The organism is Pseudomonas sp. RIT409 (assembly GCF_003052515.2).
Taxonomy (GTDB): domain Bacteria; phylum Pseudomonadota; class Gammaproteobacteria; order Pseudomonadales; family Pseudomonadaceae; genus Aquipseudomonas.
Window position 1 is genome coordinate 220535 of record NZ_QARE02000009.1, and the last position, 13413, is coordinate 233947.

At 60.9% G+C, this 13413-nt stretch carries 10 protein-coding genes, 1 tRNA gene and 2 pseudogenes; 4 read left to right on the forward strand and 9 right to left on the reverse strand.

Annotation, left to right across the window (positions count from 1 at the left end):
• Nucleotides 1–25: 25 nt before the first annotated feature.
• Nucleotides 26–994: pseudogene (locus DBP26_RS14025) on the reverse strand (IS3 family transposase).
• A 363-nt stretch (nucleotides 995–1357) separates the two neighbouring features.
• Nucleotides 1358–3718, reverse strand: a complete 2361-nt coding sequence (locus DBP26_RS14030) for a DNA polymerase II (protein WP_108240505.1) — start codon at nucleotides 3716–3718, stop codon at nucleotides 1358–1360.
• Nucleotides 3719–3957: 239 nt separating this feature from the next.
• Here DBP26_RS14030 and proP point away from each other — a divergent pair, with 239 nt between their 5' ends.
• A complete protein-coding gene (gene proP / locus DBP26_RS14035) occupies nucleotides 3958–5460 on the forward strand; it encodes a glycine betaine/L-proline transporter ProP (protein WP_108240504.1) in 1503 nt (500 codons plus the stop codon).
• 174 nt (nucleotides 5461–5634) lie between these two features.
• Complete coding sequence (locus tag DBP26_RS14040) at nucleotides 5635–6126, forward strand: GNAT family N-acetyltransferase (protein WP_108240503.1); 492 nt, start codon at nucleotides 5635–5637, stop codon at nucleotides 6124–6126.
• 5 nt (nucleotides 6127–6131) lie between these two features.
• Here the strand turns inward: DBP26_RS14040 and DBP26_RS14045 are convergent, their stop codons facing one another.
• Nucleotides 6132–6848 (reverse strand): tRNA (adenine(22)-N(1))-methyltransferase TrmK, encoded by a 717-nt coding sequence (locus DBP26_RS14045; protein ID WP_108240502.1) that lies wholly within the window; start codon nucleotides 6846–6848, stop codon nucleotides 6132–6134.
• A gap of 127 nt (nucleotides 6849–6975) precedes the next feature.
• Between DBP26_RS14045 and DBP26_RS14050 the strand changes: the two genes are divergently transcribed.
• Nucleotides 6976–7314 (forward strand): hypothetical protein, encoded by a 339-nt coding sequence (locus DBP26_RS14050; protein ID WP_108240501.1) that lies wholly within the window; start codon nucleotides 6976–6978, stop codon nucleotides 7312–7314.
• Nucleotides 7315–7364: 50 nt separating this feature from the next.
• Here the strand turns inward: DBP26_RS14050 and DBP26_RS14055 are convergent.
• Together DBP26_RS14055 and DBP26_RS14060 are read right to left on the reverse strand one after the other, a co-directional pair.
• Nucleotides 7365–7440, reverse strand: a tRNA-Asn gene (locus tag DBP26_RS14055).
• Between the two features lie 94 nt (nucleotides 7441–7534).
• Nucleotides 7535–8926, reverse strand: a complete 1392-nt coding sequence (locus DBP26_RS14060; protein WP_108240500.1) for an aldehyde dehydrogenase family protein — start codon at nucleotides 8924–8926, stop codon at nucleotides 7535–7537.
• A gap of 149 nt (nucleotides 8927–9075) precedes the next feature.
• Here DBP26_RS14060 and DBP26_RS14065 point away from each other — a divergent pair, with 149 nt between their 5' ends.
• Entirely contained in the window at nucleotides 9076–9990 is a 915-nt protein-coding gene (locus tag DBP26_RS14065) for a LysR family transcriptional regulator (protein ID WP_108240499.1), read from the forward strand.
• On the opposite strand, the gene DBP26_RS14070 is transcribed toward DBP26_RS14065, so the two are convergent.
• From DBP26_RS14070 to DBP26_RS14085, 4 genes and pseudogenes are all read right to left on the reverse strand, one after another.
• The gene (locus tag DBP26_RS14070) at nucleotides 9975–10661 is read right to left on the reverse strand and encodes a dihydrofolate reductase family protein (protein WP_108240498.1); all 687 of its coding nucleotides are present in this window, start codon (nucleotides 10659–10661) and stop codon (nucleotides 9975–9977) included. The two genes, DBP26_RS14065 and DBP26_RS14070, sit on opposite strands and share 16 nt — an antisense overlap.
• Before the next feature lie 85 nt (nucleotides 10662–10746).
• Nucleotides 10747–11145: a RidA family protein gene (locus DBP26_RS14075; protein ID WP_108240497.1), complete on the reverse strand. Its 399-nt coding sequence runs from the start codon at nucleotides 11143–11145 to the stop codon at nucleotides 10747–10749.
• A 350-nt stretch (nucleotides 11146–11495) separates the two neighbouring features.
• Nucleotides 11496–11789 (reverse strand): annotated as a pseudogene (locus tag DBP26_RS27490) (hypothetical protein); the annotation flags it as partial.
• Between the two features lie 1108 nt (nucleotides 11790–12897).
• On the reverse strand, nucleotides 12898–13413 hold a 516-nt coding region (locus tag DBP26_RS14085; RefSeq protein ID WP_146752952.1), incomplete at its 5' end, for a lytic transglycosylase domain-containing protein.

Sequence of the window (13413 nt, forward strand, 5' to 3'; positions counted from 1 at the left end):
TCCCGGACACGACATTAAGTCTTTTTTAGGACTGAGCTGGTGGCAGTCCGTTATTGAACTGATGTGGCCTAATCCAGTCGTGGCGATGCATCAGATAATGATCTGATGTCCCGCTGAGCTTCCTGGGCAGCCATGTATCCCACAGTCGGTACCCACTCGGTTTTTAATACTCGCGCCATCGGCGAGTTGTCGTAGCAGTTGCCACGGCGACTCATGCTCTGGCGAATGCGATACCGCCAGAGCCGCTGGTGAAACTGTCGGCTACCATATTGGGCCCCCTGATCCGAGTGGAACAGCAGACCTTGGGGCTTACCGCGTTGCTCATAGGCCATATCCAGCGCCTTGATCACCAGATCCGTATCCGGTTTGCTCGACAAGGCCCAGCCCACCACTCGGCGCGCGAAGATATCCATAACTACGGCCAGGTAATGCCATTTCCCTTGTGCCCAGATGTAAGTGATGTCGCCGCACCAAACCTGGTTGGGCGCGGGAACATTGAACTCTCGATTCAAATATTCGGAATATCTGGTCGCTCCACCGTCGCTTTTTTACAAGCATCCGAGCCCGGTTGTTTGCTGACCAATCCCAGCTCTCGCATCAAGCCACGTACCTTGAAACGGCCAATGTGCTCGCCATCTTCCTGCATGATCGAGACGATGCTGCGGCTGCCGAGTGCTCAGTTGATCAATCAGCGCGTACGCCCGTGCTCTTCCGACATCAAGAGCGCGGTAGCCTTTTTTAAATGGACTTCTCGCTCAAGTCGAGCGATTCGAGCTTCCAATTCTTGGATTTTCTGCTGCTCTGGCGTCAGCGCTTTACTCTGCGGAATAATGCCGGTGCGCTCCTGCTGAAGCTTATCAACCCAACGGCGCAACGCGGACTCAACGACCCCGAGCGAACGGCAGGCCTAGATATGGCTGTAGCCTTGACCGAGTACGACTCCTGCGGCCTCGCGTTTGAATTCAGCGGAAAAGGAACGACGTTGTTTGGTCATCAGACACCTCTATCTGGCGAACACTCTCGCCTATATAGGTGTCCGGTTTCATTAGACCATCACAAGGAGCAGGAGCAGGAGCAGGAGCACCAAGAACTTGTGGGTCTTGGCATCAAAAGCCAATAAAAATCAAAAGTCAGAGCTAGGCTAAGCTGATCGAGACACCTGAGATTTATTGTCCGGAAAATGACGAAGGGCAGTTTAAAACAAGCGACCGGTGGCAATCGCTTGTCGAATCGCTTGGAAGGCTCTGGCGCGCAGCCTCCCGAGGCATGAGCGCCCCTCGTTGGCCACTCGAAAATTTTTCGGCTGCGCTTGTCCATGGAGCATGAAGCGACACCGCCCCGCAGGCCAGGCGCTTGCTTAGAACAACCCCATCTGGCCGCCAATCAAGGTCGTGAAGTTGTCGTCGACGAAGGGCAGTATCGCGTCGGCGATCGGCTGCAGTTGGCGCGTGATGTAGTGGTCGTAATCGATCGGTGCACTGCGGCATTCCAACGGCTCAGGACCGGCCACAGTGATCACGTAGCTGATCCAGCCGCGGTTCTGGTATTGCAGCGGGCGGCCCTGGCGACGGTTGTAGTCATCGGCCAGGCGAGCCGCGCGAACGTGAGGTGGCACATTGCGTTCGTAATCATCGAGGGAACGGCGCAGGCGTTTGCGGTAGATCAACTGGTCGTCCATCTCCCCCGCCAGCGTCCTGCGCACGTAGTCGCGGACGTAATCCTGGTAAGGGCGGCGCTGAAAAATGCGCTTGTACAATTCCTGCTGAAAGGCCTGGGCCAGCGGTGACCAATCGGTGCGCACGCTTTCAAGGCCTTTGTAGACCATTTCGTCTTCGCCGTTGGCGCGGGTGACCAGCCCGGCGTAACGCTTCTTGCTGCCCTCCTCCGCGCCACGGATGGTCGGCATCAGAAAGCGCTTGAAGTGTGTTTCGAACTGCAGCTCCAGGGCGCTCTGCAGGCCGAACTCGGCGCGCAAGTGCTCGCGCCACCAGTCATTGACGCCCTGCACCAGGGTTTTGCCGATCTGCGCGGCTTCGTCCTGGCCATGGGGGCGCTTGAGCCAGACGAAAGTGGAATCCGTGTCGCCATAAATGACTTCGTAGCCCTGGGCCTCGATGAGTTCACGGGTCTGGCGCATGATCTGGTGGCCACGCATGGTGATCGATGAAGCCAGACGGGTATCGAAGAAACGACACCCGCTGGAGCCCAGGACGCCATAGAAGGCATTCATGATGATCTTCAGCGCCTGAGACAGTGGCCCATTGCGCTCCCGCTTGGCGGCTTCGCGCCCCTGCGCCACGCGCTCGACGATGGCAGGCAGGCAATGCCGGGTCCGGGAAAAACGGCCGCCGCGAAATCCGGCGACCGATTCACTGTCGTCGGGGTGCTTCAAGCCTTCGATCAATCCAACCGGGTCGATCAGAAAACTGCGGATGATCGAGGGATACAGGCTCTTGTAATCCAGCACCAGCACCGATTCGTAGAGGCCGGGGCGAGAGTCCATGACAAAGCCGCCGGGGCTCGCTTCGGGCATGCGCTCGCCGAGGTTGGGGGCGACGAAGCCCTGACGGTGCATCAGCGGCAGGTACAGATGCTCGAAGGCAGCGACCGAGCCGCCGCTGCGGTCGGCGGGCAATCCGGTCACCGTGGCCCGTTCGAGCAGGAACGTGAGCAGTTCGGTCTTTTCGAAAATCCGGGTGACCAGCTCGCAATCCTTGAGGTTGTAGCGGGCCAACGCAGGCTTGTCCTCAGCGAACATGCGGTTGATTTCGTCCATGCGCTGGTAGGGGTTGTCGATTGCCTTGCCCTCGCCCAACAGCGTCTGGGAGACGTTTTCCAGGCTGAACGAAGGAAAACTCCAGGTCGCCGAGCGTAGCGCCTCGATGCCGTCGATGATCAACCGTCCCGCCGCCGAGGCGAAGTAATGATGGGCCTGACCGTGCTCCCGCCAGCCCATGGCCTCGCCATCACGCCCCAGGCGCAGCGGCACATTGAGGCGTCGGGAATGTTCATGCAGCACCCGCAGATCGAACTGCACCACATTCCAGCCGATGATTGCGTCGGGATCATGCCGTGCCATCCAGCCGTTGAGGCGCTCTAGCAGCGCGGCTCGGCTGTCGCAGTATTCCAGCAAGAAGTCCACGCCCGACGCATCGCCATTGGGCGGGCCGAGCATGTACACCTGACGCTGGCCGCAGCCCTCCACGGCGATGGAGTACAGCTCGCCACGCTCGGTGGTTTCGATGTCCAGTGAGGCCAGTTTCAACTTGGGTCGGTAATCCGGTGCGGGCCTGAGGTGCGCATTGAACCAAACGCCGCTGGCATCCGGTTGACCGCTGAATTGCACGGGTGCGGTGATGAAACGCTCCATCAGGTAGCGCTCGGGAGGCCGTACATCGGCTTCGTACACGTCCACACTGGCCTTGCGCAGTTCCTTTTCCAGGTTCATCAATTGCCGGTGCTGCCGGGTGTAGAGCCCCAGCACCGGCCGATGGCGGAAATCACACAGTTCCAGCGGCTTGAGTTCGACGTGGCGTTCCTGGCGCAGCACGGCTTCGGCCCGCTCGCGATGCACCGCTGGAATGAACGCCGTCGATGTCTGCGGCGGCAGACGCAGGTGGCGTGGCCCATCGTCGGTGGCCAGCCAGAAGTCGACCTCGGTCCCTGCCTCCGTGTCACGCCAATGTCGGGTCAGGACAAAGCCCTGCTGCACATCCACTGCTACCGCCTTGAAGAAACCGATGAATAAGCCGTGATTCTACGGGATCGGCACGCAAATGCGCGTCCGGTCTCCCTGCGTTCACCGGGCAAACGGACGGACGCCATCGCGGGTCCTGCTGGGAAAAAACCTGGCGATACTGAATTTTTTTGTATCCCTTCGTATCTGAACCAAGAGCGATGCCATCACACCGACAGCATCGACGTCCTGCGATACCGATCAGCAATCGAGTGACCCGAATGAAATCAGGCAAGAAAAAAGTCCAGCCCATTGGGCTCAAAGACATCACCATCGTCGACGATGCAAAGATGCGCAAGGCGATCACCGCCGCAGCATTGGGCAACGCTATGGAGTGGTTCGACTTCGGCGTGTACGGCTTCGTCGCCTACGTGCTGGGCAAAGTGTTTTTCCCCGACGCAAGCCCCGGCGTGCAGATGATTGCAGCCTTGGCCACCTTTTCGGTGCCGTTCCTGATTCGGCCGCTGGGGGGCGTATTCTTCGGTGCGCTAGGGGACAGGTACGGTCGCCAGAAAGTCCTGGCGGCCACCATTGTGATCATGTCGTTGAGCACCACCGCCATCGGCCTGATTCCCTCCTACGCGTCCATCGGGATCTGGGCGCCCATCCTCTTGCTGTTGGCGAAAATGGCCCAGGGCTTTTCGGTCGGCGGCGAATACACCGGTGCCTCGATCTTCGTTGCCGAATACGCCCCCGACCGTAAACGCGGGTTCCTCGGCAGTTGGCTGGACTTCGGTTCCATCGCCGGTTTCGTTCTGGGCGCGGGCGTCGTGGTGCTGATCTCGGCTGTCATCGGCGAGGACCAGTTCCAGGAATGGGGCTGGCGTCTGCCGTTCTTCCTGGCGTTGCCGCTGGGCATGCTGGGGCTTTACCTGCGCAACGCCCTTGAAGAAACGCCTGCGTTTCAACAGCACGTCGACAAGCTGGAACAAGGCGATCGGGAAGGTCTGTCCGGTGGCCCGAAAGTGTCGTTCAAGGAGGTCGCGACCCAACACTGGCGCAGCCTGGTGACCTGCATCGGGATCGTGGTGGCAACCAACGTCACCTATTACATGCTGCTCACCTACATGCCGAGCTACCTCTCGCACAACCTGCATTACAGCGAGAACCATGGGGTGCTGATCATTATTGCGATCATGGTCGGCATGTTGTTCGTTCAACCCCTGATCGGCTTCCTCAGCGACAAGATCGGCCGCAAGCCTTTCATTATCGTGGGCAGCATCGCGCTGTTCGTTCTGTCGATCCCGGCGTTCATGCTGATCATCAGTGGCAAGATCGCTTTGATCTTCGCGGGCCTGTTGATCCTCGCCGTGGTGCTCAACTTCTTCATCGGCGTGATGGCCTCCACCCTTCCTGCGATGTTTCCCACCCACATTCGCTACAGCGCGCTGGCCAGCGCATTCAACGTGTCGGTATTGATCGCTGGCCTGACCCCGACGGCCGCGGCGTGGCTGGTGGAAAGCACCGATAACCTGTACATGCCAGCGTATTACCTGATGGTCATCGCGGTCATCGGCCTGGTCACGGGTGTCACCATGAAAGAAACCGCTAACCGACCGCTGCGGGGTGCCGCGCCTGCGGCTTCGGATATCCAGGAGGCGCGAGAACTGCTGCAAGAGCACCATGACAACATCGAGCAGAAGATCGAAGACATCGACGCGCAAATCGCCGAACTGGAGGCCAAGCGCAAGGAACTGGCACAGCAGCATCCTCGCATCGACTGATGCCCTCTCGTGCCCCTGCCCAGGGGCACGCCCCTTCAGAAGCGGCGGACGGGGGGCCCATTCGTAGCGGCCAAGCGATCGACTACAAATGCGCGCGTCTGCCCCGCCGTAAAAAAGCAGCGCAGTCAGCCGGTTTTTTTTATCATGCCGTCCTCCCCGCACGATGAGACTGCCATGACCGCCCCCGTTTTTCGCACCGCCACCCTGGCCGATGTCGAGCGCTGCTTCGAGATCGAAACCACGGCCTATGAGGGTGATGAAGCCGCCACCCGTGAGAAGATCGCGATCCGCATCGCCCAATACCCGGAAGGTTTTCTGATCATGGAGCTGGCCGGGCAGATCATCGGCTTCATCAATTGTGGCTGCGCCCATCAAGTAGTGATGTCCGATGAAGCGTTCAAGGAGTTGGTCGGTCATGACAGTGCGGCGCCGAACGCGGTCATCATGTCCGTGGTGATCGACCCAGCCCATCAAGGCAAAGGCTACGCCAGCCTGATGATGCGCACCTTCGTCGAGCGCCTGCGTGCGCTGGGCAAACGCACGATCCACCTGATGTGCAAGGAACGGCACGTCGAGCTGTATGCGCGCATGGGCTACCAGTACGTGAAACCTTCCGAATCGGACCATGGCGGCATGGCCTGGCATGAAATGGTCATGACGCTGTAGACCCTTCAGTTTCCTGACGTGCTGCCTACGCCGAGCATGTCGCTGATCCACCGCACTTCCCTTTCGATGGCGTCCACTTTCTCGCCGGGCACCGGCCGCCGGGCGCGAGCGAAATCGGCCAGCGTTCGTTGCCGGCCTTCGAGCAGGCGCTGCCACTTGAGCAGAAATGCCGCGGGGCGGGATTGCAGCAAAAGCGGGCCGAAATACAACGCTTCGGGGCTGTAGCGAACGGGCCCGGTGCGCTCGGCGACGATGATTTCGTAATCGAAACGGTTTTCCCGCAAGACCTCTTCGTGAAGAATGCGGTAGCAGTTATCCATCAGCCATTGGCGCAGGGGCTGCTCGCCGCCATTGGGTTGCAGAATCAGGCGCTCCTGGCCGGTCAGCCGCTCGTGGTCGCGGTCGAGGATGTCGCGAATGGTTTCGCCGCCCATCCCGCACAGGCTGACGGCGGTGATACCGTCACCCGGTTCAATGGCGGCCAGTCCATCGGCCAGACGCACCCGGACGGTCCCTTCCAGGCCGTTATCACGCACGGTCCGCAGGGCGGCAGCGAAAGGCGTCTGCGCTACCTCCCCCGCCACGGCAGCTTCGATGAGCCCGCGACGCTTCAAGGCCACCGGCAGATACGCATGGTCGGAGCCAATGTCGGCGAGGCGCGCGCCCCTTGGCACGCACTGCGCAACGCGCTCGAGGCGGGCGGACAATAGCTGTTCGTTCATGGGCATATTCCTGGAGGGGTCGATCCTGACCCTTTACTCAACTTTTACGGAACGCAGACGTTCCTTTACAGCGATTCGGGGTTTCATGACTCCATGGCGAACCCAATACCTCGCCTGAGGAGACACCATGATTTCTAAGATGACAAAAGCCCTGATCCTGTCCGGTTGCCTGGTCGCTGCGGGTGCCGCATCGGCCGCCGATCGCGACGTCGTCGTGCCGGTCATCGCCGGGGCCGCAGTGGGTGCGGTATTGGCCACGGTGATCAGCGGCTCGGGCCATGATCACCACCGCCCCGATTATCGGGATTATCGGCCTCGCCCGCGTTACCAGCCGGTGTATCAGCCGGTGGCCTACGTGCCCGTCGCGCCACGCCGGTTCGCACCGCCACCCCCTCCGCCGCCACACGCCTGGCACCCGCGGGGCCATGACTATCACGTCGACTACCGCAGGGACAATCGCTGGTAGACGCCCACAAAAAAGGCCAGCTATTTAGCTGGCCTTTTCCGTCTTCTATGTGGCTCCACGACCTGGACTCGAACCAGGGACCCAGTGATTAACAGTCACTTGCTCTACCAACTGAGCTATCGCGGAATGCGAGCTATCTTACTGATTGAAAAAGGGAAGTCAAGCAACCGGTCGAAAAAAATCGAAGGACGCCCTGACACAGGATCGAGGCGTCCACTGATCAGCGACGATCCAGCCACACCGTCTGGGCGTTGCAGAACTCACGAATGCCAAAATGCGACAGTTCGCGGCCAAAACCGCTTTTCTTCACGCCGCCAATCGGCACCCGTGCGTCGGACGCGGTGTAGCCGTTGATGAATACGCCACCGGTTTCCAGCCGAGCCGCGATGTCGCGCGCCTTGGTCACGTCAGCGCTCCAGACGCTGCCTGCCAGGCCGAATTCGCTGTCGTTGGCCAAGGCCACCGCGTGGTCGGCGTCGCGGGCGGCAATCAGCGAGGCCACCGGGCCGAACAGCTCTTCCTTGAAAGAGGTCATGCCCGGGCGTACGTTCGCCAGGACAGTGGGCGCGTAGTAGTTGCCTTTTCCTGGCAGCTTCTCGCCGCCGAGCAACAGCGTCGCGCCCTCCTCCAGGGTCTTGAGGACCTGGCCGTGCAACTCGTCGCGCAAGTCGTATCGGGCCATCGGGCCGATATAGTGCGCTTCATCCAAAGGGTCACCAACCTTGAGTGCGTTGACCGCCGCAACGAACTTCTCGGTGAACACCGGCAACACGCTTTCTTCCACGATGATGCGCTTGGCCGCGACGCAGATCTGGCCGCTGTTTTGGTAGCGACCGACAGTGGCCGCCTTCACCGCCTCGTCCAGATCGGCGTCGGCCAGCACGATGAACGGGTCGGAGCCGCCCAGCTCCAGCACACACTTCTTCAACGCAGCGCCGGCCTGTGCGGCAATGGCAGCGCCCGCCCGGACGCTGCCCGTTACCGCTACCGCAGCGATGCGCGGATCGGCAATGGCGCTGGACACGCCTTCGTTGCCGACGTTGATCACTTCAAACACGCCCTCGGGGAGCCCGGCTTCAGCCCAGGCCTCGCGCAGCAGGTAGGCGCTGCCCATGACGTTGGGGGCGTGCTTGAGCACGTAGGTGTTGCCCGCAAGGATCATCGGAATCGCGCTGCGCATGACTTGCCAGATGGGGAAATTCCACGGCATGACCGCCAGAATCGGCCCCAGTGGCAGGTAGTCGATGTAAGCCTTGTCGTTTTCCACCGGGGTCTTTTCAGGGGCCAGCATGGCGGGGCCATGCTCGGCGTACCACTCGCAGGTCACGGCGGTCTTTTCCACTTCGGCGCGCGCCTGGGCAATAGGCTTGCCCATTTCCGCCGTCATCATCCGCGCCAGGGCGTCGGCCTTGTGACGCAGCACCTGGGCGATGGCGCGCAGTTGTGCGGCGCGTGTGCTGACCGGTTGCCTGCGCCACTGACTGAAACCGGCCGCAGCGCGCGCCAGCGAGCGTTCCAGATCGGCAGCCTGCTCGAAAGGGTATTCAGCGAACACCTCACCGGTGGCCGGGTTCAGGGAGATGGCATGGGTCGACGATGCGTGTACGGACATGGCGATAGCCTCCAATAAGGGTTGATCTTCAACCGCGAGCGGCTGCCCGTTGCTGAAGTCCTGGCGCCACGATAGGCTCTGGAAGAATTTTCCGATAATGAATAATTATCAAAAATACATTCTCTAAAAGAGAAAGAAGGCAATCTCCCGTGGACCTGACACAACTCGAACTGTTCAAAGCCATCGCCGAGGAAGGCAGCATCACCGCCGCCGCCCAGCGCCTGCACCGCGTGCCCTCGAACCTGACCACCCGCATCAAGCAACTCGAGCAGGAACTGGGGGTCGACCTGTTCATCCGTGAAAAGCTGCGGCTGCGCCTGTCCGCCACTGGCAGGACCTTTCTGGAATACACCCGGCGCATTCTGGAGCTGGTCGAGGAAGCCAGACAGGCGACGTCCGGCTCCGAACCCCAAGGCGTGTTTTCCCTCGGATCAATGGAAAGCACGGCGGCAGTGCGGATTCCTTCGCTGCTGGCGGCCTTTCACCAACGCTACCCCAAGGTCGAGCTGGACCTGTCCACCGGCCCGTCAGGCGACATGATCGATGGCGTGCTGTCCGGCCGGCTCAGTGCCGCGTTCGTCGATGGCCCCCTGCGCCATCCTGATCTGGAAGGGATCGAGTTATTCGAAGAAGAGATGTTGTTGATCACCGCCGCCAGCCACATGCCGGTAACCCGTGCTCAGGATGTCAGCAGCAAGACGGTCTACGCCTTTCGCCAGAACTGCTCATACCGCCGGCACTTCGAGGCGTGGTTCAAGGCGGACATGGCGACGCCGGGCAAGATTTTCGAGATGGAGTCCTACCATGGAATGCTGGCCTGCGTGACGGCGGGCGCCGGGGTGGCGATGGTGCCGCGCAGCATGCTGGAAAGCATGCCGGGCAGTCGTAACGTCAATGCGTATCCTCTGAACGAAGAATTCCGCTACCTCAACATTTGGTTGACGTGGCGCCGCGGTGTTCGCTCGCCTGCGCTCAATGCCTTTATCGACCTGGTACAAGGCGCCGTCGGCACGGCGCCTGTTGGCCGGACGCCCTCGTTACACGCAAATCAAGCGCAGTTGTAACGCAGCCAGACCGCGCCGCCTTCCTGCACTTCGGCGCTGGTAAGTTTCAGGTGTGCGGCCTGCTGCCACGCCTGGGGCGAGACTTCGAAGGAAGCCGGATGCTCGCCACGGCCATCGATGAGCGGCAACACCAATACGCTGACCTCATCCACCAGACCGGCGTTGACGAAGGATCCGCTGACATGCGGCCCGCCTTCCACGATAAAGCGCTGGCAGCCCAGTTCCTCGCTCAAGCGTTCCACTGCCTGGGCGAGATCGATCGTCTGCTTGCCCGCGAACACGTAGGACACCCCCACCGATTGCAAGTACGCCAGGTAATCGTCCGCGACCGCCTCCGTCAGAACCTCCACGACATGGGAGCCCAGCGCCTCGTTGGACTTCCAGGCCACCTTGCCCTGTGGATCGATCGAGATCGCGTAGGTCTCGGCATTACGCTCGACAATGTGCGACGTGCGTGGAATCGGTGAGCTGGCCAGGCCGGTGGGGTAGCCTTCATCGTGGGCGATTTCCTGCATGGTCACGCGGCCGCAGATCCAGGCATCGAATTCGAACGTTTGCGCCAGGCGCTCGTAGAGGTCGCCCGCGGCCTTTTTGAAGGCACGGTCCCAGCCGTCAGTGAGGGCGTGACCGTCCAGTGAGGACATCATGTGGCAGATGACATAGGGCTTCATGGAACACTCCAGGCTGTATGAGACTCTGTCAAACGACCTGCCGCGAAAACGGTTAGTTCAGCCTTTCACGATCAGCGCCCACCCTTCACGTCGAACGCCGTACCGCCACGCATTTGATCTCTACCAACAGCCCCGGGCGAGCCAGCTCGCTCACGCCGATGCATGTCCACGCACACAGGCCGCGCGGAAAAACTCGGTCCTTCACCGCGCGGAAGACTGCCATGTGCTCGGACATGTTCACGTGATAGGTGGTCATGTCGACCACGTCAGCGAAGGTGCAACCACCCGCTTCCAACACTTGCCGCAGGTTGTCCCACGCAGCGAGAAACTGGCGTTCGGGGTCCTGGATCACCTCAAGGTCCGCGGTGCGGCCGACCTGACCCGCGCAATAAAGCGTGTCGCCCACCATGACGGCCGGGGCGTAACCGGCGCGGTCCGCGATAATTTGCTGAAAGGGAGGAGTGATAATCGTGCGGTCCGACATCGGGGGCTGTCCGGGGTGAAAACTGCGAATCTAGCACCTTCGGCCCGCACTGGCCCGGAAAACGGCAACGCCCTCGGCAGATGTTGTGCTGCAGAGGGCGCTGTTCAGTTGCACTGGCGACGCGCTTATTTGGTCAGACGGTCATAATCCATTTCACCGGCCACTTCCCGGAAATTCATGTGGTCCAGTTTTTTACTCTGCTCGGCCAGACGCGCGGCACCGGCCCTGTCGGCTCCGTCGGACGCCAAACCGCGTTCAGGCTGACCATTCGCGGCCACGGCGTTTGCACCCACATGATCCGCACCATCGGCGGCTACACGATTGGCACCCACGCGATCCGCACCATCGGCCGCGACGCGGTTGGCGCCCACGCGGTCCGCTCCATCGGCAGCTACCGAATTTGCCCCCACATGATCGGCGCCGTCCGCTGCCACACGGTTGGCACCGACACGATCAGCGCCATCGGCCGCTACACGGTTGGCGCCGACACGATCAGCGCCATCGGCCGCTACACGGTTGGCGCCCACGCGATCCGCTCCATCGGCGGCTACCGAATTTGCGCCCACATGATCGGCGCCGTCCGCTGCCACACGGTTGGCACCGACGCGATCCGCACCATCTGCCGCTACACGGTTGGCACCCACGCGATCGGCACCATCGGCCGCTACACGGTTGGCGCCCACGCGATCCGCTCCATCGGCGGCTACCGAATTTGCGCCCACATGATCGGCGCCGTCCGCTGCCACACGGTTGGCACCGACGCGATCCGCTCCATCGGCCGCTACACGGTTGGCGCCCACGCGATCCGCACCATCGGCGGCTACGCGATTGGCACCCACGCGATCCGCTCCATCCGCGGCTACCGAATTAGCACCCACATGATCAGCGCCGTCCGCTGCCACCCGAGTGGCACCGACACGATCAGCGCCATCGGCCGCTACACGGTTGGCGCCTACACGATCCGAACCATCGGACGCTGTCGCATTGGCGCCGACATGATCGGCGCCGTCGGAGGCGGTCCTGTTGGGCCCGACTTTCTCAGAGCCGTATTCGGCGACCGTTTTGCTGTCATTGACGTCGGACGCTGCAAAAGCAACGGATACACCCACTGCCAGCACGGAAACCGTGAGGCCCACTATCAATCGTCTTTTCATAACCGATGCTCCAGATGTCATGTCGGTCGGTACGAGCCCACGGCCCGATAGTTGCCTGACTCGACAATAAAACGATGCACTTGAACTCAATAATCAGGTGTTTTTTTGCAACTAACGAACTCGGCCAGAACAGCCGGTGGTCGATCACGATCAATGCACTGGCCTGATAGGCTTGTGCCCACACTTGCTCAGGGTAGAACCCTTTCTCCAGGCGTGCCCGGCAATTCCAGGTTGTCCGCCGAATGGGGTTTCATACCTTACCGAAAGATTCGAGCGAAACCCCGCCCATTAGTTCGTCGGAACGCAATAAAAGCACAATTGTGCAAGTTGCCGCCGCTGCAACTTCGAAAAACGCCATTGACGATTCAGTAATAATGCAACGCTCGACATGCCTCAATTAAGTGCACGCCGTGTTAAACCGGTAATAACCGGACGAGCAAGATGCGTTAACCGATTGATTTGCCGATACTTGGGACAGTGCATGTTGAAACGACGAACAGGCTGAAGCCGCAACAATGAAGAAGCCCAAGCCACTGCTTGTGCCATCAGCGGCTTGGGCGGGGTGTGGGACCGCTGCCGGGTGCGGCAGCGGTTAAGATCAGGCTGGCAGTTGGCCCTGGCCGCTTTCGATGATCTTGGCAAAATTCATCACGTTGTCTACATAGTTGGGATCGCCCACCCCACCCACGTTGGCAAGGTCACCCTTGACCACTTTGTCCGGCCCTGAGTTATAGGCGCGCAGTGCCGAGCCCCAGTCGCCGAAGGCCTGGTGCTGGTCACGCATGTACAGCGCGCCCGCCATGATGTTGTCGTGGACATTGTTCACGTCAGCATTGCCCAACAAATCGGGGTTTTCCTTTTTGAGCCCAGCGAAGGTGTCAGCGTTGACTTGCATCAGGCCCGCGTCGGTCTTGCCGTTGACGTTGGTGGTGTCCTGTCCTAGCTGACCGCGAGACTCAGCCCAGATCTGGCCCGCAAGAATGTTGGCAGGGACACCGGTGGCGTTGGAGGCGTCCATGATGTCGCTGCGATAGGGCTCCAGCTGTTTGGGCAAGTGCAGATCGCCCGACCCGCTCACAGCGGTATCGTCCGTGACGCCGCGAGCTGCGTTGCT

What these genes read in the sequence shown, in the direction of transcription:
- proP (WP_108240504.1), top strand. Translation starts at nt 3,958, where the DNA reads ATGAAATCAGGCAAGAAAAAAGTCCAGCCCATTGGGCTCAAAGACATC.
- DBP26_RS14040 (WP_108240503.1), top strand. Translation starts at nt 5,635, where the DNA reads ATGACCGCCCCCGTTTTTCGCACCGCCACCCTGGCCGATGTCGAGCGC.
- DBP26_RS14045 (WP_108240502.1), bottom strand. Translation starts at nt 6,848, where the DNA reads ATGAACGAACAGCTATTGTCCGCCCGCCTCGAGCGCGTTGCGCAGTGC.
- DBP26_RS14050 (WP_108240501.1), top strand. Translation starts at nt 6,976, where the DNA reads ATGATTTCTAAGATGACAAAAGCCCTGATCCTGTCCGGTTGCCTGGTC.
- DBP26_RS14060 (WP_108240500.1), bottom strand. Translation starts at nt 8,926, where the DNA reads ATGTCCGTACACGCATCGTCGACCCATGCCATCTCCCTGAACCCGGCC.
- DBP26_RS14070 (WP_108240498.1), bottom strand. Translation starts at nt 10,661, where the DNA reads ATGAAGCCCTATGTCATCTGCCACATGATGTCCTCACTGGACGGTCAC.
- DBP26_RS14075 (WP_108240497.1), bottom strand. Translation starts at nt 11,145, where the DNA reads ATGTCGGACCGCACGATTATCACTCCTCCCTTTCAGCAAATTATCGCG.